This is a genomic window from Pseudomonas sp. 34 E 7 (genome assembly GCF_900005715.1).
Taxonomy (GTDB): Bacteria; Pseudomonadota; Gammaproteobacteria; order Pseudomonadales; family Pseudomonadaceae; genus Aquipseudomonas; species Aquipseudomonas orientalis_A.
In genome coordinates, this window is the sequence record NZ_CVTX01000058.1 from 1 (window position 1) to 26,030 (window position 26,030).

At 60.4% G+C, this 26,030-nt stretch carries 23 protein-coding genes and 1 pseudogene; 8 read left to right on the plus strand and 16 right to left on the minus strand.

Annotated elements, in window-relative coordinates:
• Positions 1-1,564: pseudogene (locus tag BFP96_RS02300) on the plus strand (ribonuclease E); the annotation flags it as partial.
• A gap of 131 nt (positions 1,565-1,695) precedes the next feature.
• On the opposite strand, the gene BFP96_RS02305 reads toward BFP96_RS02300, so the two are convergent.
• From BFP96_RS02305 to BFP96_RS02315, 3 genes are all read right to left on the minus strand, one after another.
• Positions 1,696-2,280, minus strand: a complete 585-nt coding sequence (locus BFP96_RS02305; RefSeq protein ID WP_065892944.1) for a nucleotidyltransferase family protein — start codon at positions 2,278-2,280, stop codon at positions 1,696-1,698.
• Positions 2,277-3,263, minus strand: coding sequence for an XdhC family protein (locus BFP96_RS02310; RefSeq protein WP_065892945.1), 987 nt, complete (start codon positions 3,261-3,263; stop codon positions 2,277-2,279). Before BFP96_RS02310 ends, BFP96_RS02305 begins: the two co-directional genes overlap by 4 nt.
• Before the next feature lie 140 nt (positions 3,264-3,403).
• The gene (locus BFP96_RS02315; protein WP_065884792.1) at positions 3,404-4,735 is read right to left on the minus strand and encodes a dicarboxylate/amino acid:cation symporter; all 1,332 of its coding nucleotides are present in this window, start codon (positions 4,733-4,735) and stop codon (positions 3,404-3,406) included.
• Between the two features lie 339 nt (positions 4,736-5,074).
• Between BFP96_RS02315 and BFP96_RS02320 the strand changes: the two genes are divergently transcribed.
• A complete protein-coding gene (locus BFP96_RS02320) occupies positions 5,075-6,073 on the plus strand; it encodes an AraC family transcriptional regulator (RefSeq protein ID WP_065896011.1) in 999 nt (332 codons plus the stop codon).
• Positions 6,074-6,097: 24 nt separating this feature from the next.
• Here the strand turns inward: BFP96_RS02320 and BFP96_RS02325 are convergent, their stop codons facing one another.
• The 3 genes from BFP96_RS02325 to BFP96_RS02335 are packed head-to-tail and all read right to left on the minus strand — an operon-like array spanning position 6,098 to position 8,442.
• Positions 6,098-7,444 carry an ATP-binding protein gene (locus BFP96_RS02325; protein ID WP_065884794.1) on the minus strand — a complete coding sequence of 449 codons (1,347 nt, stop codon included), beginning with the start codon at positions 7,442-7,444 and terminating at the stop codon, positions 6,098-6,100.
• Positions 7,441-8,118, minus strand: a complete 678-nt coding sequence (locus BFP96_RS02330) for a response regulator (RefSeq protein WP_010208358.1) — start codon at positions 8,116-8,118, stop codon at positions 7,441-7,443. Before BFP96_RS02330 ends, BFP96_RS02325 begins: the two co-directional genes overlap by 4 nt.
• Positions 8,119-8,136: 18 nt before the next feature.
• A complete protein-coding gene (locus BFP96_RS02335; RefSeq protein ID WP_065892947.1) occupies positions 8,137-8,442 on the minus strand; it encodes a hypothetical protein in 306 nt (101 codons plus the stop codon).
• A 179-nt stretch (positions 8,443-8,621) separates the two neighbouring features.
• On the opposite strand from BFP96_RS02335, the gene BFP96_RS02340 reads away from it, so the two are divergent.
• Positions 8,622-9,338, plus strand: a complete 717-nt coding sequence (locus tag BFP96_RS02340; protein ID WP_065935507.1) for a 4'-phosphopantetheinyl transferase family protein — start codon at positions 8,622-8,624, stop codon at positions 9,336-9,338.
• Positions 9,339-9,419: 81 nt separating this feature from the next.
• Here BFP96_RS02340 and BFP96_RS02345 read toward each other — a convergent pair whose 3' ends face one another.
• Together BFP96_RS02345 and BFP96_RS02350 are read right to left on the minus strand one after the other, a co-directional pair.
• Positions 9,420-11,030, minus strand: coding sequence for an ATP-binding protein (locus tag BFP96_RS02345; protein ID WP_065935504.1), 1,611 nt, complete (start codon positions 11,028-11,030; stop codon positions 9,420-9,422).
• Positions 11,027-11,752, minus strand: coding sequence for a response regulator (locus tag BFP96_RS02350; protein ID WP_065884798.1), 726 nt, complete (start codon positions 11,750-11,752; stop codon positions 11,027-11,029). Before BFP96_RS02350 ends, BFP96_RS02345 begins: the two co-directional genes overlap by 4 nt.
• 576 nt (positions 11,753-12,328) lie before the next feature.
• Between BFP96_RS02350 and BFP96_RS02355 the strand changes: the two genes are divergently transcribed.
• Positions 12,329-15,220, plus strand: coding sequence for a ribonucleoside-diphosphate reductase subunit alpha (locus tag BFP96_RS02355; RefSeq protein ID WP_065892951.1), 2,892 nt, complete (start codon positions 12,329-12,331; stop codon positions 15,218-15,220).
• 91 nt (positions 15,221-15,311) lie between these two features.
• On the opposite strand, the gene BFP96_RS02360 is transcribed toward BFP96_RS02355, so the two are convergent.
• From BFP96_RS02360 to BFP96_RS02390, 7 genes are all read right to left on the minus strand, one after another.
• A complete protein-coding gene (locus BFP96_RS02360; protein WP_065935505.1) occupies positions 15,312-16,337 on the minus strand; it encodes a hypothetical protein in 1,026 nt (341 codons plus the stop codon).
• Positions 16,338-16,512: 175 nt separating this feature from the next.
• Positions 16,513-17,823 (minus strand): flagellar hook protein FlgE, encoded by a 1,311-nt coding sequence (flgE, locus tag BFP96_RS02365; RefSeq protein ID WP_065892953.1) that lies wholly within the window; start codon positions 17,821-17,823, stop codon positions 16,513-16,515.
• A 31-nt stretch (positions 17,824-17,854) separates the two neighbouring features.
• Positions 17,855-18,574, minus strand: a complete 720-nt coding sequence (gene flgD / locus BFP96_RS02370; protein ID WP_065935506.1) for a flagellar hook assembly protein FlgD — start codon at positions 18,572-18,574, stop codon at positions 17,855-17,857.
• 16 nt (positions 18,575-18,590) lie between these two features.
• The gene (gene flgC / locus BFP96_RS02375; protein WP_065884802.1) at positions 18,591-19,034 is read right to left on the minus strand and encodes a flagellar basal body rod protein FlgC; all 444 of its coding nucleotides are present in this window, start codon (positions 19,032-19,034) and stop codon (positions 18,591-18,593) included.
• A 3-nt stretch (positions 19,035-19,037) separates the two neighbouring features.
• On the minus strand, positions 19,038-19,445 hold the full coding sequence (gene flgB, locus BFP96_RS02380; protein ID WP_065892954.1) for a flagellar basal body rod protein FlgB: 408 nt from the start codon (positions 19,443-19,445) through the stop codon (positions 19,038-19,040).
• Between the two features lie 312 nt (positions 19,446-19,757).
• Positions 19,758-20,585: a protein-glutamate O-methyltransferase CheR gene (cheR, locus tag BFP96_RS02385; protein ID WP_065884804.1), complete on the minus strand. Its 828-nt coding sequence runs from the start codon at positions 20,583-20,585 to the stop codon at positions 19,758-19,760.
• Between the two features lie 43 nt (positions 20,586-20,628).
• On the minus strand, positions 20,629-21,561 hold the full coding sequence (locus BFP96_RS02390; RefSeq protein WP_065884805.1) for a chemotaxis protein CheV: 933 nt from the start codon (positions 21,559-21,561) through the stop codon (positions 20,629-20,631).
• 75 nt (positions 21,562-21,636) lie between these two features.
• On the opposite strand from BFP96_RS02390, the gene flgA reads away from it, so the two are divergent.
• From flgA to BFP96_RS02410, 4 genes are all read left to right on the plus strand, one after another.
• The gene (gene flgA, locus BFP96_RS02395) at positions 21,637-22,401 is read left to right on the plus strand and encodes a flagellar basal body P-ring formation chaperone FlgA (RefSeq protein WP_065892955.1); all 765 of its coding nucleotides are present in this window, start codon (positions 21,637-21,639) and stop codon (positions 22,399-22,401) included.
• 141 nt (positions 22,402-22,542) lie between these two features.
• Complete coding sequence (flgM, locus tag BFP96_RS02400) at positions 22,543-22,863, plus strand: flagellar biosynthesis anti-sigma factor FlgM (protein ID WP_065884811.1); 321 nt, start codon at positions 22,543-22,545, stop codon at positions 22,861-22,863.
• 48 nt (positions 22,864-22,911) lie between these two features.
• Positions 22,912-23,382 carry a flagellar protein FlgN gene (locus tag BFP96_RS02405; RefSeq protein ID WP_065892956.1) on the plus strand — a complete coding sequence of 157 codons (471 nt, stop codon included), beginning with the start codon at positions 22,912-22,914 and terminating at the stop codon, positions 23,380-23,382.
• A gap of 95 nt (positions 23,383-23,477) precedes the next feature.
• Complete coding sequence (locus tag BFP96_RS02410) at positions 23,478-24,227, plus strand: flagellar brake protein (RefSeq protein WP_065884808.1); 750 nt, start codon at positions 23,478-23,480, stop codon at positions 24,225-24,227.
• Positions 24,228-24,284: 57 nt separating this feature from the next.
• On the opposite strand, the gene BFP96_RS02415 is transcribed toward BFP96_RS02410, so the two are convergent.
• Positions 24,285-25,658, minus strand: coding sequence for an MFS transporter (locus tag BFP96_RS02415; protein WP_065892957.1), 1,374 nt, complete (start codon positions 25,656-25,658; stop codon positions 24,285-24,287).
• Between the last annotated feature and the right edge of the window lie 372 nt (positions 25,659-26,030).

Sequence of the window (26,030 nt, forward strand, 5' to 3'; positions counted from 1 at the left end):
GGTACCGGCCGAAGCGGCTGCCCCGGTGGCCGCGCCGGCCGCCCTGCCTGAGCCAAGCCTGTTCAAAGGGCTGGTGAAGTCGCTGGTCAGCCTGTTCGCCACCAAGGAAGAACCGGCTGCCCCGGTTGTGGTTGAAAAAACCGCTACTGAACGCCCGGCACGTAACGAAGAGCGTCGCAACGGTCGTCAGCAGAGCCGCAACCGCAACGGTCGTCGTGACGAAGAGCGCAAGCCGCGCGAAGAACGTGCCCCGCGTGAAGAGCGCGCGCCCCGTGAAGAGCGTGCACCTCGCGAAGCCCGCGAAGAAACCCCGGCCGTAGCCCGTGAAGAACGCGCCCCACGCGAAGAACGTGCGCGTACGCCACGCGCCCCGCGTGAAGATCGCAAGCCGCGTGGCGAGCGTGAAGAGCGTGTACGTGAACTGCGCGAGCCTCTGGATGCGACTCCTGCCGTCGCCGCAGCCGCTGCTACTGCTACTGCCACCGAAGAACGCCCGGCTCGCCAGCCGCGTGAAGAGCGCGCGCCACGTGAGGAACGCCAACCACGCGCCCCGCGTGAAGAGCGTCAACCACGCGCCGAACAGGCCGCTGCCGCCAGTGAAGAAGAAGTGCTGACCGGCGAAGAGCAACTGCAGGAAGAGGGCCAGGACAACGCCGAAGGCGATCGCCCACGCCGTCGCTCCCGTGGTCAGCGTCGTCGCAGCAACCGTCGTGAGCGTCAGCGTGATGCCAACGGCAACGTGATCGAAGGCTCGGAAGAAGCCGGCGAGAACGCCGAATCGGCCAACACCGAACCTACCGGTGCCGACCTGGCTGCCGGCCTGGCCGTGACCGCCGCCGTGGCCAGCTCGACCATCAGCGCACCTGCTGAAGCCCAGGCCCATGAGCAGGCTGAACGCGCTACCGCGGCTGTCGAAGAGACCGCTGCGGTAGAAGCGCCCGTTGCCGAGACCCCAGTGGTTGAAGCACCGGTGGTGGAAGCGACTACCCCAATCGAAACCCCAGTGGTTCCGGAAGTGGAAGTGGCACCGGTTCGCGACGCTCAACCCGTGACCGAAGTGGTTGCCGTTGAAGTCGCCCCGGTCGTCGAGCCTGAACCCGTGGTTGAAGCTGATGTTGAAGCTGTCGTTGAAGCACCGGCTGTCGAAGAAGCTGCCCCGGCCGTGCGTGAAGTTCGCGAAGAACAGACCGCCTTCCAATGGACTGCCGAACCTGCCGCTGCGGTTGAAGCGCCCGCTCCTGCCCCCGTGGTAGAAGAGGCTCCAGCTCCGGTTGCTGATGTCGTAGTGGCCGAGCCGACCCCGGAGGTCGAACCTGCCCCCGTGGTTGAGCCCGCTCCGGTCGTTGAGCCTGCAGCCGTGGCTGAAGCGCCGGTAGTGGCCGAAGTCGCTGCTCCGGTGGTTGAAGCTGCACCGGCAAGCGCCCTGACTGAAAACGGCCGTGCGCCGAACGACCCACGTGAAGTGCGTCGTCGCCGCAAGGAAGCCGAGGCTGCCGCCGCTGCTGCTGCTTCGGTAGAGCACAAGGCACAGGAAGAAGAGCACGAGCCTAAACCTCTCGTCTGATTCCATCGGCCATTAAAAAGCCCCGCCTGAGCAATCAGGCGGGGCTTTTTATTGCACGAATATGGGAGGGAGCTTGATCGTTCCCACGCTCCGCGTGGGAACGATCATCGGGAGCAAGCCCACTCCCACATTCAGTCGGCGCTGAAACTCAACTGTTGCGGCACATCCACATCCCATAGCACGCCTGGATCATCCACCTGCACGCCCCGCACCTGTGCCAGTGCAAACAAAGCCTTCGCGCCACGGTCGCCGGCCAACGCCATCAATGCAGACCCCAACACACGGTCGAAAGCCACCGGATGCCCATACTGTCCGGCATGCACCGGCACGGTGATACTTGCCGGATCGGCCAGCACACGCTCGATCGTCGCGGATCGAATAAACGGCATATCCCCCAGCACCACCAGCCAGCCCTCTGCCCAAGCGCTGGCCGCAACGGCGGCAGCAATGCTGTCGCCCATGCCGGCCGACTCCAGCAGCAGGACCTTACAACCATGCGCCTCAGCCAACCGAATCACCTCAAGGCGTTCCGGTGAAGTCACCACCCAGCGCTCAACAAGCGTCGCCGGCAGGTTCACCAGCACCTGCTCGATGACTGGCCGTGTCACACCATCGAGCCCAATACAATGTGCCAGCAACTTGTCTCGGTCAGCCCCGGCTTCGGCGCGAAAGCGACTGCCCTGCCCCGCCGCCAGCACTATCGCCGTCACTGTCACTGGGCAACCGCCGCCAGCGGCTTTTTCTGCAGAGGCGCCACGCCGTTCTTGATCGCGACGATTTCCGCCATCAGCGACAGCGCAATTTCCGCCGGCGTGTGGCTGCCGATGTGCAAGCCGATGGGCCCATGCAACCGTGCAATCGCTTCTGCCGACAAGCCCAACGCCGCCAGGTTTTCCCGTCGTTTCTGCGTGTTGACCCGCGAACCGAGGGCGCCAATATAGAACGCACTGGAATTCAACGCCGTGAGCAACGCCATGTCATCCAGGCGTGGGTCGTGGGTCAGACAGACAATCGCCGTGCGTTCGTCGGTCTGGATATTGAGCACCGCTTCATCGGGCATGCCCGGCACGAAGCGGCCGTGCTGTTCCTCCCAGCCATAGACGAACTCTTCACGCGGGTCACAGATCAGCACTTCAAAGTCGAGCAGGCGCGCCATTTCCGCGACATAGCGCGACAGTTGCCCGGCGCCGATCAACAGCAGGCGCCAGCGAGGCCCATAGATGGCGCGCAGACACTGGCCGTCAAAGGTCACTGCATCGGTCTTGCTCGCGGCGTTAAGGGTCACTTTACCCGTGGCCAGGTTCAGCTCCCGCGCGACAATTTGATGATCCTCGCAGCGTGCCAGCAATTGCGCGACCCACTCCCAGTCGTCCACCCGCTCTTCGGTCAGGCGCAGGGTGCCGCCGCAGGGCAGGCCAAAGCGCGCCGCCTCATCGCGGGTGACGCCGTAGGTGACCAACTGCACGGGCGGGCCATCGTCGGGCAAACGGCCATCCTGCAGGCGCGCGATCAAGTCATCCTCGATGCAACCGCCGGACACCGAGCCAATCACCACCCCGTCGCCGCGCAGGGCCAACATTGCCCCCGGTGGGCGCGGCGCACTGCCCCAGGTCTGCACCACGCTGTACAACATCACGCGTTGCCCGGCGCGGCGCCATTCCAGCACGCTGCGCAGGACATTCAGATCCACACTGTCCACAAAACCTCCCGCAAGCGTTTCAACCGATTCATTTACTGTAAAACAAAAGCGACTGCCGTGACGCGCCAGAAACGCAAACGCCCCGAACCAGTCGGGGCGTTTGTGTGTTGCTGTCGGCGTTAGTTCACGCCATCTTCAGCTTACTTGACCACAGGTGCAGGGCCTTCGGCCACGCCCAGGTCGTCGATTTCGCGGGTTTCGGAGATACCGGTACCGCCGGATGCCAGCTCGCTTTGCAGCTTGTCGGTGTCCAGTTCCTTGACCCACTTGGCCACAACGATGGTGGCAACGGCGTTACCCACCAGGTTGGTCAGCGCGCGAGCTTCGGACATGAAGCGGTCGATACCCAGGATCAGCGCCAGGCCGGCAACCGGCAGGTGGCCGACAGCCGACAGGGTGGCAGCCAGGACGATAAAGCCCGAGCCCGTCACACCCGCAGCGCCTTTGGAGGACAGCAGCAGCACCAGCAGCAGGGTGATCTGGTGAGTGATGTCCATGTGGGTGTCGGTCGCCTGGGCGATGAACACGGCCGCCATGGTCAGGTAGATCGAGGTACCGTCAAGGTTGAACGAGTAGCCGGTCGGGATAACGAGGCCGACCACGGATTTCTTCGCGCCCAGACGCTCCATCTTGATCAGCATGCGCGGCAGTGCGGATTCGGAAGACGAAGTACCCAGTACGATCAGCAGCTCTTCACGGATGTAGCGAATCAGCTTCAATACGCTGAAACCGTGGGCGCGGCAGATGGCGCCCAGCACCACCACCACGAACAGGACGCAGGTAATGTAGAAGCAGATCATCAACTGGCCCAACTGCACCAGGGAACCTACGCCGTAGGCACCGATGGTGAACGCCATGGCGCCCAGGGCACCGATGGGCGCCAGCTTCATGATCATGTTGATGATGTTGAACATCACGTGGGCGAAACGATCGATGAAGTCCAGCACCGGCTTGCCGTAGGCACCCAGGCGGTGCAGGGCGAAACCGAAGATCACCGAGAACATCAGCACTTGCAGGATGTCGCCGTTGGCGAAGGCGCCGACGATGGTGTTGGGGATGACATTGAGGATAAAGCCGACGATGCTCTGGTCTTTACCGGCGGTCACGTAGGCCGCGACTTTCGAAGCGTCCAGGGTGGCCACGTCGATGTGCATGCCGGCGCCCGGCTGCACGACGTTGACCACGATCAGGCCGATCAGCAACGCAATGGTGGAAACGACTTCGAAGTACAGCAGCGCGTAACCGCCGGTTTTGCCGACCGATTTCATGCTTTGCATGCCGGCGATACCGCTGACCACGGTGCAGAAGATGATCGGGGCGATGACCATTTTGATCAGCTTGATAAAGCCGTCACCCAGTGGCTTGAGCGCCACGCCGGTCTGCGGGTAGAAGTGGCCGAGCAAAATACCGATAACGATTGCAACGATCACCTGGAAATACAGGGATTTGTAGATTGGCTGACGAGTCGTCATTGCAAAGTTCCTCAATCGCACCGTGTGGCAAATATCCGCCATTGCCCACGACACTTGAATTGCGAACCCTCCTGCACTGGAGGGATTTGTTGTTGGCGAGGTCTGTAGGAACAATCCTGCGCTGTAATCCCTATCGCAAACGCCATGCCACTTTGTTTAAAACCGATGAAAGCCTTTGCACATCAGGGCTTGCGGCTTGCCGAGGCTCGGCGGGCGTGTAACAAGGTGGCGGATTTCCGCCGACTCGCCCTATCTCGTCCTACAATTTGGCGGATATCCGCCTTGTGACCCTCTCCGGGTGATGGCTACTATCGGTCCTTCCATGGACGAGGCCCTGTCATGCGTGAACGCACCATCGCCAGTCACTTCGCCCGCGCGGCCCTGGGCGGCGCGCGTCGGGCCGGTTACGACTACTCGCGCCTGTTGCAGCAGGTGGGTATCACCCCCGAACAGCTGAGCGAACCGCGTGCGCGTATCGCTCCGGAGCAATTTACCCGCTTGCTGCAAATGCTCTGGCTGGCGCTGGATGATGAATACCTGGGTTTCGCCCAGGCGCCGAGCAAGCGCGGCACCTTCGCCATGATGTGTCATGCGCTGATTCATTGCCGCACGCTGGAGAAGGCGCTGGAACGCGGCCTGTTATTTTATAGCCTGTTCCCCCACGGCCCGCGCTGGCAGCTGACACGCGAAGGCGACAGCGTTCGCTTGAGCCTGGACGACTCGCCACTGTGGGACCCGGACCACTTTCTCAGTGAATGCCTGCTGGTGATCTGGCATCGTCTGGGCAGTTGGTTGATCGGCCAGCGTATTCGGCTGCATCAGGTCACCTTCAGTTATCCGATGCCGGCCCACGCCAGTGAATACGACCTGCTGTTTCCTTGCCCCCAGGTATTCGCCGCACCGAACAGCAGTCTGGTGTTTCCCAGCCGTTACCTAGACCTGCCGCTGCTGCAGGATGAACGCACCCTCAAGCACTTTTTACAGCGCTCCCCCGCCGACCTATTGTCTCGACCCGATGAAGGCGACAGCCTGAGCAGCCAGCTGCGCCGCTTGCTCAGCCGCGACCGCACGCCCTGGCCGGACCTGGAAGCGGTCGCACAGCATTTGCATATCAGCCCGCAAACCCTGCGCCGGCATTTGCGTGAAGAAGGCAGCAGCTTTCAGGCATTAAAGGATGAGTTACGCCGTGATATCGCCATATACCATTTGGGGCGGGCGGACTTGTCCTTGCAGGACATTGCAGAACAGCTGGGGTTCTCGGAACCATCGGCGTTTCATCGGGCGTTCAAGAAGTGGACCGGCCTGACACCGGGGGCGTATCGCGCGCAGGAGGGTTGAAGGTGGGCAGCAGGCCTGCCCCCCTCACAAGGCCGGAAAGTGAATCCTGAACGCCGCGCCACCCAGCGCCGAATCGCCCAGGGTCAACCGCGCGTGATAGCTCTCGATAATGTCTTTGACCACCGCCAACCCGATGCCCTGCCCCGGGTGCTGGCGATCAAGCCGTTCGCCGCGCTGCAGGATCCGGGCGCGCTGGTCCGGTGGCACGCCGGGGCCATCGTCTTCGATGCACAGCTCACTGCCGTCCGGGTGCTCCACCAGGCTGATACGTACCTGCTTCACGCATAGGCGGTAGGCGTTTTCCAGCAGGTTGCCGAGCATCTCGAGCAGGGCGCCCTTTTCGATGGGCACGTCGCAGGCGTCCGGCAGGTCGAGGGTCACGGTGACGCGCTTGTCCCGGTAAACCTTGTCCAGGGTGTCGCACAGGCTCTGCAGCACCGGCTCCAGGCGTACCTGATGGCGCACCAGGCCGCTCTTGCGCAGGCTTGCGCGCTGCAATTGATAGCCGATCTGCTGGCTCATGCGCTCGATCTGCGACTGCAGCACCCAGGCCTGGCTGCGCTCCTCGGGGCGCTGGGCCATGTCTTCGCTCACCCCCTGCAATACCGCCAGCGGGGTTTTCAGGCTATGGGCCAGGTCATCCAGGGAGTCGCGGTAGCGCGCCCGCTGTTCACGCTCGCTGTGCAGCAAACGGTTGAGGGAACCGGTGAGGCGCAGCAATTCCCGGGGGTGCTCTTCGCTGAGGCTTTCGCGGGTGCCGCCTTCGATCTGGTCCAGTTCCTGGCTCAGACGCCGCAGGGCCTGCAGGCCCCAGGTCAGGCCGAGCCAGAGCAGCGTCAACAGCACCAGCAAGGCCGCGCCGAAGCCCAGGTAGAGATTCTCGCGCAGGCCTTCGAGGGTCAGCTGATACTCACGCACCGGTTGCAAGGCGACAATGCTGAACGCCGCGCTTTTGCCACCCAGCAGCCGCACCTCGACGTCATAGACGAAGAACTCCTGGCCGTTGGCCTCACGAATGCGCGCGAATTCGTTGCCACGCCCATCGTAGCGCGGCTTGTAATTGATCCTTTCTTCCTGGGTCGCCCGCGACCGCCACACCAGGTGGCCTTCACGGTCGTAGATATAGCCGAGCAGGCGGCTGTCGGTCAGGTTGAAGCGCTCATCGGGCAACTGCGCCGGCATCAGCAGCCGGTTATTTTCCACGCGGGCCGCCGAGATCAGGGTGGTGACATCCGACGCCAGGCGCTGCTCGATCGAATCCTGCAGCGCCAGACTGAAAGCACCTTGCATGGCGGGCAACAAGCCCAGCATGAACAGCACCGCCAAGGTGGCGGCGGCCAGCATCAGGCGCACACGGAGCGAGCGAATCAACGGCAGCGCTCATTGAACAGGTAGCCCAGGCCGCGCACGGTGTCGATCGGTTTGAACCCGGCCGGCCCTTCCAGCTTGCGGCGCAGGCGGCCGACCAGCACTTCGATGACGTTTGGGTCGCGCTCGTCATCATCAGGGTAGAGCTGCTCCATCAAACGGTCCTTGGCCACCACCTGTTGATGATGGCGCATCAGGTATTCGAGGATGCGGTACTCATAGGCGGTCAGCGCCAGCGGTTGTTCGTCCAGCGAGGCTTGCTTGCGATTGAGGTCCAGCAGCAGGGGCCCGGCGACGATGGTGGACTGGGTGAAACCACTCGAGCGGCGCAGCAAGGCGTTCATCCGCGCCTCCAGCTCTTCGAACTGGAACGGTTTGACCACGTAGTCGTCGGCACCGGCAGCCAGGCCTTCGACTTTGTCCTGCCAGTTACCGCGGGCGGTCAGGATCAGGATCGGAAAGGTCTTGGCCTGGGTGCGCAGTTGCCGGATCAGGTCCAGGCCGCCCATGCCGGGCAGCCCCAGGTCGATGATCGCCAGGTCGTGGTTGAATTGGCCGGTCTGGTACAGGGCTTCCTCGGCATTGGCCACGGCCTCGACGACGTGGCCGCTGTCGGTCAGGCGGGTAAACAGGTGATGACGCAACAGCGCCTCATCTTCCACCACCAGCAATTTCATAAGGCTCTCCAAGGCAATTCAACAGTCCGAGCGAGGGATATAATAGCGGCCCTGCAGGTCTTGCGGGCGCAGTTTAATGCCATTGTAGTGGCCAGACTGAGGCGCGTAACCGGCGCGGTAACCCGGTTGAGGCGCGGTGACCAGCGACCGGCCCCACGGTGCGGCCTGAACGCTCACCTCTTCGAAGCTGACCCGATGGATCAGGTTGCCGGTTTTTTTGCTTTTCTCTCGGCCAAAAGCGGCAAACGTGCTATCGCTGGCTTGCACACCGGCGGTGGCACCGAGCATGGTCAACGCCAACAGCAGTTTCTTGATCGCAGTCATGGTGCTTACCTCTTAAGCGTTCAGGCTGTGGCGTCCACACTACGCAAGCGCCCCTGAACTCCCCCTGAACGGGCTCTGAACCCGGCCTGAAGCGCGATGGGGACATACACGACGGACTATCACTACGGGCTATCACTACGGGCTATGCACTGACGCGCCAACTCGGCAAAATGTCGCGCATGACGCCCCTACCCGCCTGCTGTACCCCACTCGATGCCCATTGGCCGCTGCCTGCTCCTTTGCCGGGCACCGTGTTTTTGAGCACGCGATTCGACCCGGCCTTGTTGAACGCCGGCGACTTCCACCGCAGCGCCGTGCCGCCGCCGGCGAGTATCCAGCGCTCGGTGGCCAAGCGCCAGGCGGAATTCCTCGCCGGCCGTCTGTGCGCCCGCGAAGCGCTGCGGCGACTCGATAACCTCGACTGCGTGCCGGCCATCGGCGAAGACCGCGCGCCGATCTGGCCAGGGCACATCAGCGGCTCCATCACCCACAGCACCGGGCACGCCGCGGCGATCGTCGCGCACAAGGCGCAGTGGCGCGGGCTGGGAATGGACCTGGAGAACCTGCTGACGCTGGAACGGGCGCAACGCCTGGCGGGCGAGATACTTACCCCCGATGAAATGCAACGAATGGCCAGCCTGCCGCGCGAGCAGGTCGCCCTGCTGGTGACGCTGACGTTTTCGGTCAAGGAGAGTCTGTTCAAGGCGCTCTACCCGCTCGTGCACAAGCGCTTTTATTTTGAGCATGCCGAGGTGGTGGAGTGGTCGCAGGCCGGGCATGTGCGGTTGCGGTTGCTCACGGACCTGTCCAGTGAGTGGTGCCATGGCAAGGAATTGGAGGGGCAATTTGGGGTGGAGGGGGAGCAGTTGTTGAGTCTGGTGGCGGTTGGCGCCTGATAGACCGCTATCGGGGGCAAGCCCCCTCCCACAGGGGAATGCATTCCAAATGTGGGAGGGGGCTTGCCCCCGATGGCGGTGTCAGGGTTTTCCCTGTTCTCTGGGCCAACTCAGACTGAAACACGCCCCGCCCAGGTTGTTGCTCTTGCTGATCAACGCCCGCCCGCCATGCCAATAGATAATCCGCCGCACGATCGACAGGCCCAGGCCGTGCCCGCCCGAAGCGCGGGTGCGGCTGTCGTCCAGGCGCAGGAACGGGGTGAACACACGTTCCCAGGCACTTTCCGGTATGCCGGGGCCATCGTCTTCCACGTCGATACGGCACCGCACCTGCCCGACCTGATAGCTGATCAGCACCTGGCCCTTGGCGTGGCGCATGGCATTGCTGACCAGGTTCTGCAGCGCGCGATGCAGGTAGCGGGGCTCGGCATCGACCCAGGCGTCCTGCCGATGCGCCGATGAAGAGCACATCCCGCGGGTGACGCTGACCTGCGGGCGCAGTGGCGACAATTCGCCGATCACCTGGTCGAGCAACGCATCGAGGTCGACGCGCTGGAAGTCCAACGCCGGCGCGCCCTGTTCCAGGCGCGCATAAGTGAGCATCTCATCGACCAGGCCATCGAGGTCCTGGATATCGCCGTCCATGCCCTCCAGGTATTTGCGCCGGGCCTCGGCGGTGGTGGCGTCGCCCAGCATCTCCAGGCCGAAGCGCAGGCGCGCCACGGGCGTGCGCAGCTCGTGGGACACTGCACGCACCAGTTCACGCTGAATCGCCAGCAATTGCTGCAAGTGCTCGGCCATGCCGTTGAACGCCGCCGCCAACCGCCCCACCGAGTCGACGCCTCGCGCCGGTACGCGAACCTCCAGGTTGCCCTTGGCGATGCGCGTGGCCGCCGCCTCCAGCCCCTTGAGCCGGCGCTCGAGCTGACGCACCAACAGGTAGACGATCAGACCGATCAGGGTCAGGCCGATCAGCGCGATCAGGATCAGCCATTGCGCCGGGTACGGGTTCATTTGATACAGCGGGCCGATCTCCAGCACCCACGGCGTGCCGACCATGCCGGCAAACACACGGATCGAATCACCGCCCTTGCCCAGGGCCATCACCGTATCGCCCTCGGCCACGCGTCGACGCTGGTCCTCGTCCATATCGGCCTGGTCGAGGGTCATCAGGTGCATCTCGAAACCAAAGCCCTTGGCCTGCTTGAGGTCAGCCAGACGTTGCGGCTGCTCGGCCACCGGAAACCGCACCAGTTCGTCGGCCAGCAGGTAGATAGTGGCGCGGGCCAATTGCTCGCTGATCTGCTGCACTTCGCCGGTGAGCACCCATTGCTCCTGTTCGCTGACCAGACGCAGTACCCGCGCAGCATGGGGCCCCGTCTGCTCCACCAGGACCTGGCCACGTTGCAGCCGCTTGCGCTGGCTCATGTCCAGCTGCGCGTCGGCGAAGGTGCGCAACTGCAACGGAATGCCCAGCAATCGCTCCCACACCGCCAATGCGCGCTGACGCTCGATGGCGCTCATGGGCCGCAGATTGTCGCCCATCAACGCGAACGTGCCATGGGCCAGGCGCTCGCGGTATTGGTCGCTGCGCACATCGTTGAGCAAGTGCAGGGCCAGCACTCCCAGCAGCGCGACCAGGATCAGCGCGGCGCACATGCCGCCGTAGATGCGCAGGAAGATCGAGTTCACAGCGGCATGTCGGCAGCGGCTTCGGGCACGAACAGGTAGCCTTTGCTGCGGATGGTCTTGATCAGGCGCGGGTGGATCGGGTCATCGCCGATCTTGGGGCGAATACGTGAAATGCGCACATCAATAGAACGATCCTGGCCGTCGTAACCGACGCCGCGCAGGGCGATGAAAATTTCTTCGCGCGACAGAATGCGCCCGGCGTTGGCCACCAACAGCCACAGCAGATCGAACTCGGCACTGGTCAGTTCGATGCCGCCCTGGTGCAGCCAGGCCTCGCGCAAGGCGTTGTCCACCACCAACGGGCCGAATTGCAGGCGTCGCTGGTGCTCCACCGCAACCGCCGGCGCCGGTTCGCTGCGCCGCAGCAGGGCGTGGATACGCGCCAGCAACAGGCGCGGACGCACGGGTTTACACACATAGTCATCGGCGCCCATGTCCAGGCCCTGCACCTGGTCCATGTCGTCGGTGCGCGCAGTGAGCATCAGGATGACGCCGTCATAGCCCCCGCGCACCTTGCGGCAGATGCTGAGGCCGTCTTCGCCGGGCAGCATCAGGTCGAGGATCACCAGGTCAGGCTGCTCGGCGATAATGCGCGCCGCCGCCAGGGCGCCGTCGTTCTCCACCGACACGCGCAGGCCGTTGCTCTCCAGGTATTCGCGGGTCAGCTCGGCCAAGCGTTCGTCATCCTCGACGATCAATACCTGCCAGGGATCCTGTCCCATGGGTTGTCCTCATTGTTATAGGAAATTCTTCCGGCCGACGCGATCCAGGCACAGCCTGTTTGTCATGTATTGAGGGCATAACGAGGGGCGATTGTAGCCATGGGCCAACCCATAAGCACAAGTCGGGAAATCGATTCGGCCATGGCGTTTTTTTGTGGTAGGGTTCGCGCCCTTCGAAAACCGCCAGCTTGTTTTAGCTTCGAAACATTTAATGACAAACGGCGCAATCCAGCAGTAATGCGGCCTACACGCCCCTTCAACCTTTCTTACACATTTTACTCACAGTGTTATCCACAGGTTAGTGCGTTGCTAACACCTGTAAAACGCATTATCTTGTACCTCGGCACTTCAAGAGACCCTACATGTAGGGTTTTGGCAGAAAGCGTCCAACCACATAAGCGGCTCGAAATTCAAGCGCTTTATTGCTGGCGCAGCGTGGAACCAACCGATTTTCAGTAGACCAAACCGCTCACGCGGATGGCAGCTGTTTTTCATCCAAAGATATGGAAAACGGTACGGGTGTTGCAGGAAAGCCTGGCACTCGCAATCAAATATAGAACGTGGAGACAACCCCCCATGCAAACCGACACAACTCGCGAGAACCCGCAGGGCTCCGTGCCGCAGGCCGCCGATTCGAATATGGATCTGTCCGCCACCGCACCTGGCCAATTGCGCGTGATCAAGCGTAACGGCACTGTCGTTCCTTACACCGATGACAAAATCACCGTCGCCATCACCAAAGCGTTTCTTGCAGTTGAAGGCGGCACCGCTGCTGCTTCGTCGCGCATCCACGACACCGTTGCCCGCCTGACCGAACAGGTCACCGCGACCTTCAAGCGTCGCATGCCATCGGGCGGCACCATCCACATCGAAGAAATCCAGGACCAGGTCGAACTGGCCCTGATGCGTGCCGGCGAGCAGAAAGTTGCCCGTGACTACGTGATCTACCGCGATTCGCGCGCCAAGGAACGTGCCGTACACGCGCCATCCGCCGACGCCGTGCAAGCGCACCCGTCGATCCGCATCACCCTGGCCGATGGCAGCTTTGCGCCACTGGACCTGGGCCGCCTGAACACCATCATCACCGAGGCCTGCGAAGGCCTGGAAGAAGTCGACGGTGACCTGATCCAGCGCGAAACCCTGAAGAACCTGTACGACGGCGTGGCCCTGACCGACGTCAACACCGCCCTGGTGATGACCGCCCGTACCCTGGTTGAACGCGAGCCGAACTACTCGTTCGTGACCGCGCGCCTGCTGATGGACACCCTGCGCGCCGAAGGCCTGGGCTTCCTCGGTGTCGCCGACAGCGCCACCCACCACGAGATGGCCGACCTGTACGCCAAGGCCCTGCCGGCCTACATCGCCAAGGGTATCGAATTCGAATTGCTCAACCCGATCCTGGCCACCTTCGACCTGGAAAAACTCGGCAAGGCGATCAACCACGAGCGCGACCAGCAGTTCACCTACCTGGGCCTGCAAACCCTGTACGACCGTTACTTCATCCACAAGGACGGGATCCGCTTCGAACTGCCGCAAGTGTTCTTCATGCGTGTGGCCATGGGCCTGGCGATCGAAGAGAAGCACAAGGAAGACCGTGCGATCGAGTTCTACAACCTGTTGTCGTCCTTCGACTACATGTCGTCGACCCCGACCCTGTTCAACGCCGGCACCCTGCGTCCACAGCTGTCGAGCTGCTACCTGACCACCGTGCCGGATGACCTGTCGGGCATCTACCACGCGATCCACGACAACGCCATGTTGTCCAAATTCGCCGGCGGCCTGGGCAATGACTGGACCCCGGTGCGTGCACTGGGTTCGTACATCAAGGGCACCAATGGTAAATCCCAGGGCGTCGTGCCGTTCCTTAAAGTGGTGAACGACACCGCCGTTGCCGTGAACCAGGGTGGCAAGCGCAAAGGCGCTGTATGTGCCTACCTGGAAACCTGGCACATGGACATTGAAGAATTCATCGAGCTGCGCAAGAACACCGGTGATGATCGTCGTCGTACCCACGACATGAACACCGCCAACTGGATCCCTGACCTGTTCATGAAGCGTGTCTTCGATGACGGCCAGTGGACCCTGTTCTCGCCGTCCGAAGTGCCGGACCTGCACGACCTGACCGGCAAGGCCTTCGAGGAGCGTTACGAGTACTACGAAGCCCTGGCCCAGTACCCTGGCAAAATCAAGCTGTTCAAGACCATCCAGGCCAAAGACCTGTGGCGCAAGATGCTGTCGATGCTGTTCGAAACCGGCCACCCATGGCTGACCTTCAAGGACCCGTGCAACCTGCGCAGCCCGCAGCAGCACGTGGGCGTGGTCCACAGCTCGAACCTGTGCACCGAGATCACCTTGAACACCAACAAGGACGAGATCGCCGTCTGCAACCTGGGCTCGATCAACCTGCCGAACCATATCGTCAACGGCAAGCTGGACACCGCCAAGCTGGAACGCACCGTCAACACCGCCGTACGCATGCTCGATAACGTTATCGACATCAACTACTACTCGGTGCCACAGGCGCAGAACTCCAACTTCAAGCACCGTCCGGTCGGCCTGGGCATCATGGGCTTCCAGGACGCCTTGTACCTGCAGCACATTCCTTACGGTTCCGATGCTGCCGTCGAGTTCGCCGACAAGTCCATGGAGGCGGTCAGCTACTACGCTATCCAGGCTTCCTGCGACCTGGCCGACGAGCGCGGCGCCTATGAGACGTTCCAGGGTTCGTTGTGGTCCAAGGGCATCCTGCCGCTGGACTCGCAACAGATCCTGATCGAGCAGCGTGGCCAGAAGTACATCGACGTTGACCTGAACGAATCCCTGGACTGGGCGCCGGTACGTGCCCGTGTGCAGAAAGGCATTCGTAACTCCAACATCATGGCCATCGCACCGACCGCAACCATCGCCAACATTACCGGCGTGTCGCAGTCGATCGAACCGACCTACCAGAACCTGTATGTGAAATCGAACCTGTCGGGCGAGTTCACCGTGATCAACCCGTACCTGGTCCGCGACCTGAAAGCCCGTGGCCTGTGGGACTCGGTGATGATCAACGACCTGAAGTACTACGATGGTTCCGTGCAACAGATCGAGCGCATCCCGCAGGAACTCAAAGAGCTCTACGCAACCGCGTTCGAAGTGGACACCAAGTGGATCGTTGACGCCGCCAGCCGTCGTCAGAAGTGGATCGACCAGGCGCAGTCCCTGAACCTCTACATCGCCGGTGCTTCGGGCAAGAAGCTCGACGTGACCTACCGCATGGCGTGGTACCGTGGCCTGAAAACCACTTACTACCTCCGTGCCCTGGCCGCGACCAGCACCGAGAAGTCGACCATCAACACTGGCAAGCTGAACGCCGTTTCCAGCGGCAACCATGGTGATGACTCGGTTCTCGCCGCGCCAGCTGGACCTGCGCCAGTGCCGAAGGCGTGTGCGATTGATGAGCCGGATTGTGAGGCTTGCCAATAGGCCGCAGAGCTTGCTAGCGGCTAAAGGCAAATGAAAAACCCCGGTAACTCCAGGCTTTAAATGGATTTACCGGGGTTTTTCTTTTGACTGCTTATATAAATACACTGACTATGCCAGGCTCCGGAACCCCTCCGCGCTTTCCCCATAGCTCGACCCGATTACCGATAACTGCCATGGAATGGCTTTTATATTCCACAGTACCTATTTTTCCATTGGCGAAATCAGCATGAGTACCTTGCCGATATAGCCCACGCAGCCCTAAACGATCCAGACCTTCACGAGCCACCTCTCCATCGTTGAGAGTGCGCATTGCTTCATAAAAGCTGAGGTTGGTCTTCCCGTCATTCCCTTCCTTCTGCGCCCGCTTGGCACTTGCGGCATACATGAAGTTCGCATCAGTCATCATCGAGGCATCATCGCCTCTGAAATTAGCGAAACGGGCGGCCTGCTTCAGTTCGTCTTTGGATACATGGACCTGCACACCATCTCGCATCACCACATCCCAACCATTACCCGCCTCCGCTACATTTTTAAACACATCGGTAGGTTTTTGGCCGAACTGCTGCATTGCAGCCTTTATTGCTGAAACGGTGACGCAATTTCCGGTGAAGCCTTGGCTGAAGCCACTCCAGATATTTTTGGGTGCAACACCAGGATTGCTGTTATCTACTCTATAGTCAAAATGGCTAGCGCCGCTGGTGATCGGCAAGTCGCTCATCGAGTCACGAGGGCCAAAATCCGCTCGATTCACGCCGCCACCACCACCTGGCGGCGTAGGAGAAGGAGCGGGAGAGGGGCCGTCTTCATCCGCAAACAATTCTGGAAAGAGCGCCTTCAACCAAGCCCACCAGGCTTCACTGACATCGCTCTTGAGCTGCTTGAGAATCGCCTTGAATGTCTCGTCCCCCAACTTCTCACGCAGCGCATTCAACTTGTCGCGCGTGTCCTGAACTGTCTGCGTCTTGCCCGACTGCTGCGCCTCAAACAGTTGGTTAAGCAGGGTTTTAACCGTTGCCTTGTCGGCGTCAGGCGCTACCGGTTTCGACTGATCCGCAACCCTGACATGTAGCGGTCCTGCGCGCTTGCTATCGGCTGCGAAAACACCTGTCCCCCACATATCCCCGCCCCCTATGATGGCTGAGCCTCTCGGCTATGATCAGATCAGTGGCAAGGCGGGCATGCCGCGTTCCGTGCGGCGCATGTCTGCGCGTAACCCTATATGTCGCCGACACTTTTCCTACGGGCACAAAAAAGCCCCTCTTACGAGGGGCTTCCTGTGGAGCGCCGGCGCATCACGTCATCTGAATGATGGTCTGCATGATGGTGCTCTGGGTGGAGATGGTCTTGGCGTTCGCCTGGTAGTTGCTCTGGGCCTTGATCAGGTCCACCAACTCATTGGTCAGGTTGACGTTGGAGTTCTCCAGGGAGTTGGCCACGATCGAGCCCAGGGTGCCGGATTGCGGGGTGTCATAACCCGGTTGGCCCGACGCGAAGGTTTCTTTCCAGGTGGTGCTGCCGGCGGGTTGCAGGCCTTGTTCGTTGTTGAAGCTGGCCAGCGAGATCTGGCCGATAGCCTTGCTCTGCTGGTTGCTGAAAGTGGCGAACAATACGCCGCTGCCGTCGATCTTCAGGCCGGTGATCTGGCCGGTGGCATAGCCATCGGTCACCGGAGGGTTACGGTAGGTGGCCGAGTTGTACTGGGTGATGTTGGCCATGTTGACCGCAATCCCACCCGGGTTGGCATTCGCACCGTTGGCCTTCCACACACCATTGGTCACCGTGCCCGGGACCCAACCGGCAACGGTGAGGGTCTTATCGGATACACCACCGGTCACCACACTGGTGAGTTTGCCCGCGCCATCGAAGGTCAGGGTCGACGCCACAGGTGGGGTCGATGGGGTGCCCGTCGGGGAAGAACCGTCAGGGTTGCGGCCGTCGATCAGGGTGTAGGCATTCCACTTGTTGCCGTCGGTTTTCACCAGGTACTGCACCATCGGGTGAGCGTTGCCCTGGGAATCGTACAAGGTGGTGCTGTATTGCGTGGTAAAGGTATCGGTCTTGGTGGGATCGAATGGCTTGGCCGTTTGATCGATCACCGGCTCCGAGGAGTTCAGGTTACTGGCGGAGTCCACTTTGGTGGAGGCCTTGGGCGGCAGGTTCGTCAGGTTCAGTTGCAGGTCGGTCAGGCCGCCCTTGTTGATTTTTCCGTTATCATCCGCCGCGTAGCCTTGCAGGCGCGAGGTACCGCTGTTGTTGGTGATGTAGCCGTCTTTGTCGGCACGGAACGCACCGCTGCGGGTGTATTCCAGCGAACCGTCACTGCCCTTCTGCACGAAGAAACCGCCGCCCTGGATCGCCATGTCCAGGATGCCGCCGCTGCCATTCACGTCACCCTGGGTGAATTGCTGCGACACCGCCGCCAGGTTCACGCCATTGCCGATGCTGTTCTTCCCGGTGCCCAGTTTGGACGCCGCGTAGATGTCCGCGAACTCTGCACGGGACGACTTGAAACCAGTGGTCGCCACGTTGGCAATGTTGTTGCCGGTCACGTCCAGTTGTTTGTTGGCCGCATAGAGGCCGCTAAGGCCGATATTAAAAGACATGTTTCTCTCCCTCTGCCGTTGTTAGCCGGCTCTATGTACCGATAGTCTGAATTTGCGACAGCTTGACGCTGCCCATGCCGCCTGCAAGGTTCAACAGCATTTCGCCACCAGTCTTGCTCAGCGTCACGCTGGTCACCGTTGCCGGCAGTGAAGTAGACAGGGCAACCGCGTCGCCCTTGTCGCTCTTGGCGGAGGCCGCGAAGGTGTAAGTGCCGGCTGGGGCAACCTCACCCTTATCGTTTTTGCCATCCCAGATGAAGTCCGACGAACCCGCGCTCTGGGCGCCCATATCGAGGGTGCGCACCACGTTGCCGTCCTTGTCGGTGATCTTGATCGAGACGTTGCCCGTTGCCGCCGTTACCGCCACCGACCCGTTCATGCTCTTGCTGGTATCGACCAGTGCCTTGTCGGTCTGGGTGATGATCGAACGTCCCACCAGCGACGAAGCCTGCAGCGCCTGCGACGAGCTGAAGTTGCTCGATATGTTGTTTACCGAGTCGTTCAGGGTGTTGATGCCTTCCAGGCTGCTGAACTGGGCCAACTGCGCCACGAAGGCACCGTTGTCCTGTGGCGACAACGGGTTCTGGTTTTTCAGCTGGGTGACCAGCAGTTGCAGGAATGCATCCTTGCCCAACGCCTGGTTGCCGGTGGCAGCCTTGGAAACATTCGCTACATTGTTTGAAGCGTCCTTGACCTTGGAGTTGAACAGGTCCTGGACTGCCGTGTTGTTCGACGTATCAACGATGGCCATTATTTGGCGCCCCTTATCACTGACCCAGGGTCAGGACCTTCTGCATCATGGTTTTGGCGGTGTTCATCATTTCCGCGTTGGTCTGGAACGAACGGCTGGCGGAAATCATGTCGGCCATCTCCTCGACCACGTTGACGTTGGGGTAGTAGACATAACCCTTTTCGTTCGCTGCCGGATGATTGGGCTCGTAACGCGCTTCGAGGTTGCTCTGGTCCTCGACCACACCCAGTACCTGCACGCCTTGCCCGGCGGCATCCTGGTTCTGGAACAGCGAATCACTGCCGCCGCCCTGGCCGCCCTGGAACATGGTGGCAAATACCGGATGACGGGCGCGGTAAGTCTGGTCAATGCTCGAAGACACGGTCTCGGCGTTGGCGATGTTACTGGCGACGGTGTTCAAACGCGTGGTCTGCGCGCTCATGCCACTGCCGGCAATATTGAAAACACTGGACAGGGACATGGCTTATTCTCCACGCAGGGCTGACATCAGCCCTTTGAATTTGCTGTTGAGCAGGGTGAAGCTGGCCTGGAAGTTCACCGAGTTTTCGGCGTAGTTCGATTGTTCCAGTTGAGCATCAACGGTGTTCTGGTCGATCGACGGCTGCATCGGCGTGCGATACAGCAGCGACTCGTCACCACTGCTCAGGCCTTGCGCTTCAATATGACGGCTGTTGGTCATGTTCAAGGCGAAGGCGCCGTTTTTGGTCTTGTCCTGCTGTGCGGCGAGCACGGCGGAGAAGTCCAGGTCCCGAGCCTTGTAGTTCGGGGTGTCGGCGTTGGCAATGTTGTTGGCCAGGACTTCGGCACGCTGGGCGCGGAAGCCCAGGGCTTTTTCGTGGATACCGAGCGCTTTATCGAAGCTGATGCTCATGGCGGAAACCTTTAGGCTGACCTGCTGTTCGTTAGCAGGGTTATAGCAAGGTGCATGCCAATGTGACCAAGCCCCGTATATCAAGGGCTTGCAGAGAAATTGCCGGCGGCAATGCCAGAAAAGCGGCAAGTGCTTTCCGCGTGGCGCCAGTAAAGCGGCAATGGAAGGATTGCCGCTACCGTTGAAAGTGCCGCGAAACAAATGTGGGAGGGGGCTTGCCCCCGATAGCAGTGTGTCATGTCATGAATAGCTGACTGACCCACCGCCATCGGGGGCAAGCCCCCTCCCACATTTTTTACCGGGTAAACGTTGTTATTTGGCCTGGTAGATGATTCCCGGGCTGCACTGCACCATCTGGTAGTGATCCGGCAAGCCGTTCAAGGCTTCCGACGCGCCAAGGAATAGATACCCGCCGCGCTTGAGCGTGCCATGAATGCGCAAGAGGATGTCCTTCTTCACTTCGGCCGAGAAGTAGATCAGCACGTTGCGACAGAACACCATGTCGAACTTGCCCAGGCTGGCGTAGCTGTCGAGCAAGTTGAACGAGCGGAACTCGACGCGGTTCTTGATCGGCGCCTTGATCGCCCAGCGCCCTGCCCCCTTCGGGTCAAAATAGCGCTGCAAACGTTCCTGGGACAGGCCTCGGCCCAGGGCCAGGCTGTCGTACTCACCGGTCTTGCAGTTGGTGAGCATGCTGCCGGAGAGGTCCGTCGCCACAATTTGCGCGCCGGCTTTCAACTGGCCCATGTTGGTCCGCTCGAACTCGTCGATGGTCATGGAGATCGAATAAGGTTCCTGTCCCGAGGAGCATGCCGCCGACCAGATGCGCAGGCGCTGGCCCGGGCTGGCCTTGATGGCTTCGGGCAGCACTTTGTTCTTGAGCACCTCAAAGGGGTAGGTATCGCGAAACCATAAGGTTTCGTTGGTGGTCATGGCATCGACCACCATCTCCTTGAGCCCGCTGCGCGGCTGCCCCTGGATACGCTGGACCAGCTCACCCAGGGATTTGATGCCCTGCTGTTCCATCAGCTTGTTGAGACGGCTGGATACCAGGTACTGCTTGTTTTCACCGAGCAATATGCCACAGGCTTTTTCCAGGAAGACCCGGAACTGTTCGAAATCCAAATTACCCGTAGACAATGGTACCGCCTCTTAAATCGTGTGACCGCCAGGAGAAATGCCCCTAGCCGTGATCTGCTGCCTTGATCCGGTCGACTACCCGGGATGCGAGGTCATCAGGCCGGAATTTGGCCAGGAAGTCATCTGCACCGACCTTCTTGACCATGGCCTGATTGAATACCCCCGACAACGAAGTATGCAGGATGATGTGCAATTTTTGCATGCGTGGATCGTTGCGTATTTCAGCCGTGAGGGTGTATCCGTCCATTTCCGGCATTTCAATGTCGGAAATCATCATCAGGAACTCTTCTTCCGGCTTCTTGCCCTCGTCCACCAACTTGCGCAGGTAATCCAGGGCTTGGCGCCCATCATTAAGGGCTACGACCTCGACGCCAACGGTTTGCAGGCAACGCGTGACCTGCTTGCGCGCGACAGAGGAGTCATCCACGGTCAACACGCGCAGGGATACCGCCTTGTGCGCCGTCTCGGCATCCACGACCCCGACGGAAATCGTTTCCGAGGTGGGCGCGACCTCGGCGAGGATTTTCTCCACGTCGATGATCTCGACCAACTGGTTATCCACCCGCGTCACCGCCGTGAGGTAATGATCGCGCCCGGTGCCCTTGGGCGGCGGATGAATCTCTTCCCAGTTCATGTTGACGATACGTTCCACCGAGCGCACCAGAAACCCCTGGGTCTTGGTGTTGTACTCGGTAATGATCACGAACGGGCTCTCGCGGTCCTGCAAACCAGAGGACCCGGTGGCCATTGCCAAGTCAAGAATGGGGATGGTCGCGCCACGTATATTGGCAACGCCACACACCACCGGACTGGACTTGGGCATGATCGTCAGCTTGGGACACTGCAGCACTTCGCGCACTTTAAACACGTTGATCCCGTACAGCTGCTTGCCGTCCAGGCGAAAAAGCAACAACTCCAGGCGATTCTGCCCTACCAGCTGTGTGCGCTGGTTTACTGAATCCATTACACCTGCCATGCCCAGACTCCTAAATCCCAGAGGTACGATGCGTACCCAACACTAAACGGCACGAGCTTTGCTATTTGGTTGGCTATGGATATTAAAACGACAGTTTCCCGACGCGCTTGCCGCCCAAAGTATCGCAGATTGCTCTGCGCCGCGATGGCGCTGCTTGTCTGGGGCGTGGGCGTCACCGCTCGCGCCGACAACGTCACCCTGCCTGATCTCCTTATCGGCGTCACCCAGGGCTTTCTTGAATACACTGTAGAAGATTATCTGGAGACCACCCAGACACCGGGGCGCTATGAGATCCAGGTCAATCAGTTGGACCCGCGCCTGCGCATGCCGATGTGTGACAAGGAATTGACAGCCACCCTGGAAAGCCCGGCCCAGCCCATTGGCCGTGTCACCGTAAAAGTACGCTGTGAAGGCGCCTCACCCTGGACGGTGTTTGTACCGGCTCAAGTCAAATTGTTCCGCGACGTCGTCGTGGTGGCACGGCCGTTGAAGCGCACCGGCATCATTGGCGATGACGACGTTGCACTGCGTGAACGGGATATCAGCCTGATCAACCAGGGTTACCTGACCTCCCTGGACCAGGCGATCGGGCAGCGCCTCACCCGACCAGTGGTCACCGACCAAGTGATTACCCTGGTTCACCTGGAGCAGGCTGAAGTCATTCGTAAAGGTGACCAGGTCGTGATTTCCGCCAGCAGCGGCGGGTTGAACGTAAAAATGCCGGGGGAAGCGCTGTCCAACGGTGGCATGAGCGAACAGATTCGCGTCAAGAACCTCAACTCCAACCGCGTGATCAAGGCGCGAGTGACAGCTCCGGGCCAAGTCGAGGTGGCGTTATAGATGACTGGTACGGGGCGCCAGGTTTTCCTACACTGTGCATAGAGTGCTCCGTGCGGAGATTTATTGTCATTCGCGCCTAAAGTTTGTCCGGGTATTGCCGAAAACATGGCAAGCGTCCAAATACCCAGAGGTTTTTTGATCATGGTCATTGATTTCAGCCGTTTAAATAACACCCCGACGACGTCAGGCACTACGCGTACTGCCGGCAAGGAAAACGTAGAAGCCAAGTCCCAGCCCCTGCCGGCCAAGGCAGAGCAGGCGAGTGCGAGCCAGAGTGGGGAGTCGGTTCACCTGAGTAATGAGGCTCAGCAGTTGCAGAAGGTCACTGACTCGCTGCGCGATCAACCGGTTGTCAATAAAGCCCGCGTGGCCGAGTTGAAACAGGCTATCGCCGATGGCAGTTACACAGTCGACAGCAACCGTGTAGCCAGCAAGCTGCTTAACTTCGAAGCCGAGCGCTAGGCAAAGGCCTGCGCTGGGCTTCTGGACGCTTAAAACCCAAGGCCAGCCATGCACCACGACGAACATTTGCTTCAACTGATCATTGATGATCTGGCGCCGACGCAACAACTGCTCGAGCTGCTAAAAGAAGAGTCCCTGGCCCTGTATGGCCGGGATATGCCTTTGCTCGAAGAAATACTCGCGCGCAAACAATCGCTGATTGTGCTGCTCGAACAGCACGGCACGAAGCGCAGCGAGATCCTCAACAGCCTGGGCCTGCCCGCCGATCACGACGGCCTGGCACAGTTGGCAAGCCATTCCTCGGTCGGCGATCAGTTGCTGACGCAAAGCAAAGCGCTCAATCACCTGCTCACCCAGTGCCAGGAAGCCAATCTGCTCAACGGCCAGTCGATTCAGCTACAGCAAGCCACCACGGCCAATCAGTTACGTATTCTTCACGGCGGCGAGCCCCCGGCCCTGTATAACGCCCAGGGGTCCACTTCACGCCTGGTCAAGCCAAGCACCCGCAGCCAAGCCTGACAGCGGTTCAAAGCGCGGCCTATCCAAGGTGCGCTACATACTGGCAAAATGCCGGTTCTTGCGTGTAGTCGTATTTTCCTGGAGATGGAACAACCGTGTTCAACGCCCTTAATGCGGAAGATGCACCGCAGCCACCCAAGGTTCTTACCACACCTTTGGAAATCGCCAGCACGCTGCGGATGCTCCAGGAAAGCCATGATCCATTGATCATCACTTTCCACGAACGCAGCCAACGCTTCCAAAGCTACCTTGTGGACATCGACCGGGACAGCAAGACGCTGGTGCTGGACGAAATGATTCCGCGTGACGGTGAACGTCACCTCGAAAATGGCGAACCCTTCCGCGTCGAAGGTTTTCATGACGGTGTCCGGGTCGCCTGGGAGAGTAACGGCACGCTGAGCATCAGCGAGAAGGATGGTCACCGTATCTACAGTGGCAGCATGCCCGGTGAGGTGGTCTATCATCAGCGTCGCAATGCATTTCGCGCGGCACTGAAATTGGCGCAGTTGGTCAATATCGAATTGGGCGGCGAAAAGCTCAAGGCTCCGGTCAACGGCAAGTTGCTGGACATTTCCGCCACTGGATGCAAATTGCGCTTTGAAGGCGACATCGCCGAACGCCTGCAACTGGGGCAGGTCTACGACCGCTTCATCGCCGCGCTGCCATTCGGCAACATGACTACCGCTGTCGAGTTGCGTTACCTGCATTTCGAAGACAGGATCAACACCACGTTTGCCGGCGTGCGCTTTCATAACATGAGCGGTTTGGTGCAGCGCCAGGTAGAACGCTTTGTGTATCAGCTGCAGCGTGAAGCTCGACGCTTCGACAAGGACGACGACTTTTAAGCCTCGAACGCTGAAGTGAAAACGGGCAGATCCTGATAGGGTCTGCCCGTTTTCCGTTCAGGGGCGCGCTCTGCTCAAGTCGTGGGGATGGTCTTCCGAGTCTGTCGACTCAGGCGCTACCTCGACAGCCGGCTCGTCGACGACAGGTTCTGGGTCCGGTTCAGGAACAGTGGCCTGCATCTGCTCTTGCACCACCTGTTCATCTACCCGCGGGTCAAGGGCTGCCACCAACGGCGAGCTGGACATACTGTCAGGCATCGCCACGTGATGCAGCGGCGCATCGTCTACCTGATGCAAGTTGGTCACCGCCTTCGGCCGTATGCGCCATACCAGGATCAACGCGCAGAGGCTGAAAAACGCGTACAGCATCTGGCTGCCGAACAGCTTCATCACCACACCTGCCAGAAGCGGGCCGATACTGGCGCCCACTCCGTAAGTCACCAGCAACATGGCCGTCAGCGAGACCCGGCGATCACCTTCTACGTGGTCGTTGGAAAAAGCCACGGCCAACGGGTACAGACAAAACTGCACAAGTGAACAAAAGAAGCCCGCTACGAACAGCACTTCCAACGGAACCTGAGTCATGATCGCCAAGGGCAATGCCGCCACTGCCAGACACAAGGCAAAGCAGCGGATCAGCAGCGCGCGGTCATAGCGGTCGGACAACCAGCCCAGCGGCCACTGCACGAGCAGTCCCGCAAAAATGCAGGAGCCCATGAACAGGCCGACTTGCTCGGTCGTCAACCCCTGCTGGGAGGCATAGAGCGGCGCCAGGCCATAGAACGAGCCCACGATCAGTCCAGCCCCCAGCACCGTGCTGAGGGACTGTGGCACGCGCTTGATAAAGAAACGCGGCTCCATCGGCGCCGGATGCAGCGGTGCGGGGTGAATACGTCGGGTCATGGCCACCGGCACCAGGCACAGGGCAAAGCACAGCGCGACCAGCATCAGCAGTTCAAGCCCCAGATGGGGATGCATGACCAGTATCAGCTGGCCCAGTACGAGACCGAGGTAGGAAGCGATCATATAGCCGCTGAACACTACGCCACGCTGCTTGGCCTCCGCCTGCTCATTGAGCCAGCTTTCAATGACCATGTACTGGCACATCATCCCCAGGCCCACGATCACCCGCAGGACGATCCAGGCAGGCAGCCAATCGATCAAACCGTGCCCCAGCACAGCCGCGCCGACGATCCCGGCGCAGGTCGCGTAGGCGCGTATATGCCCGACACGAGCGATCAAGCGGTGCCCGATCTTGCCGCCCAGCACCAGGCCAAAGTAGTTGGCCGCCATCAACGCACCCACCCACAGGCTGTCGACATGGTCAGCCGCCAGTCGCAAGGCTAAATAAGTACTGAGCAGGCCGGAGCCGATCAGCATCATCAAGGAGGCGAAATAAAGGGCTCGAAAAGATTTCCAGATCTGGCGCATCGGCGTTCCGAGCGGCTCCTTGCAGTGAGGGGACAGGGCTATCGCATGATAGTCCGCGTTGGTCGGGTCCGGACAGGCGGCATTAGCCTTTTCCAGGGATTATTTTGCTTAAGCTCAGACGCTGACTGCGTGGCTGAAAGGTACATAGCGGGCAGATAAATATACCGCGCACCACCTGTGAACCTGGATCAGGTGCAAGGTTCGACTGGTGTTTGGATATCTGCGATAAAAGCCCTGAATAGAGCGATCCATAGAGGGTGAGCCTGTTCGATGCGCAGGCTTTTCGAGCGCCCAAAACAAAACCCCTGTTTGCGTTAGCAAACAGGGGTTCTGGAATTTAATCTTGACGATGACCTACTCTCACATGGGGAA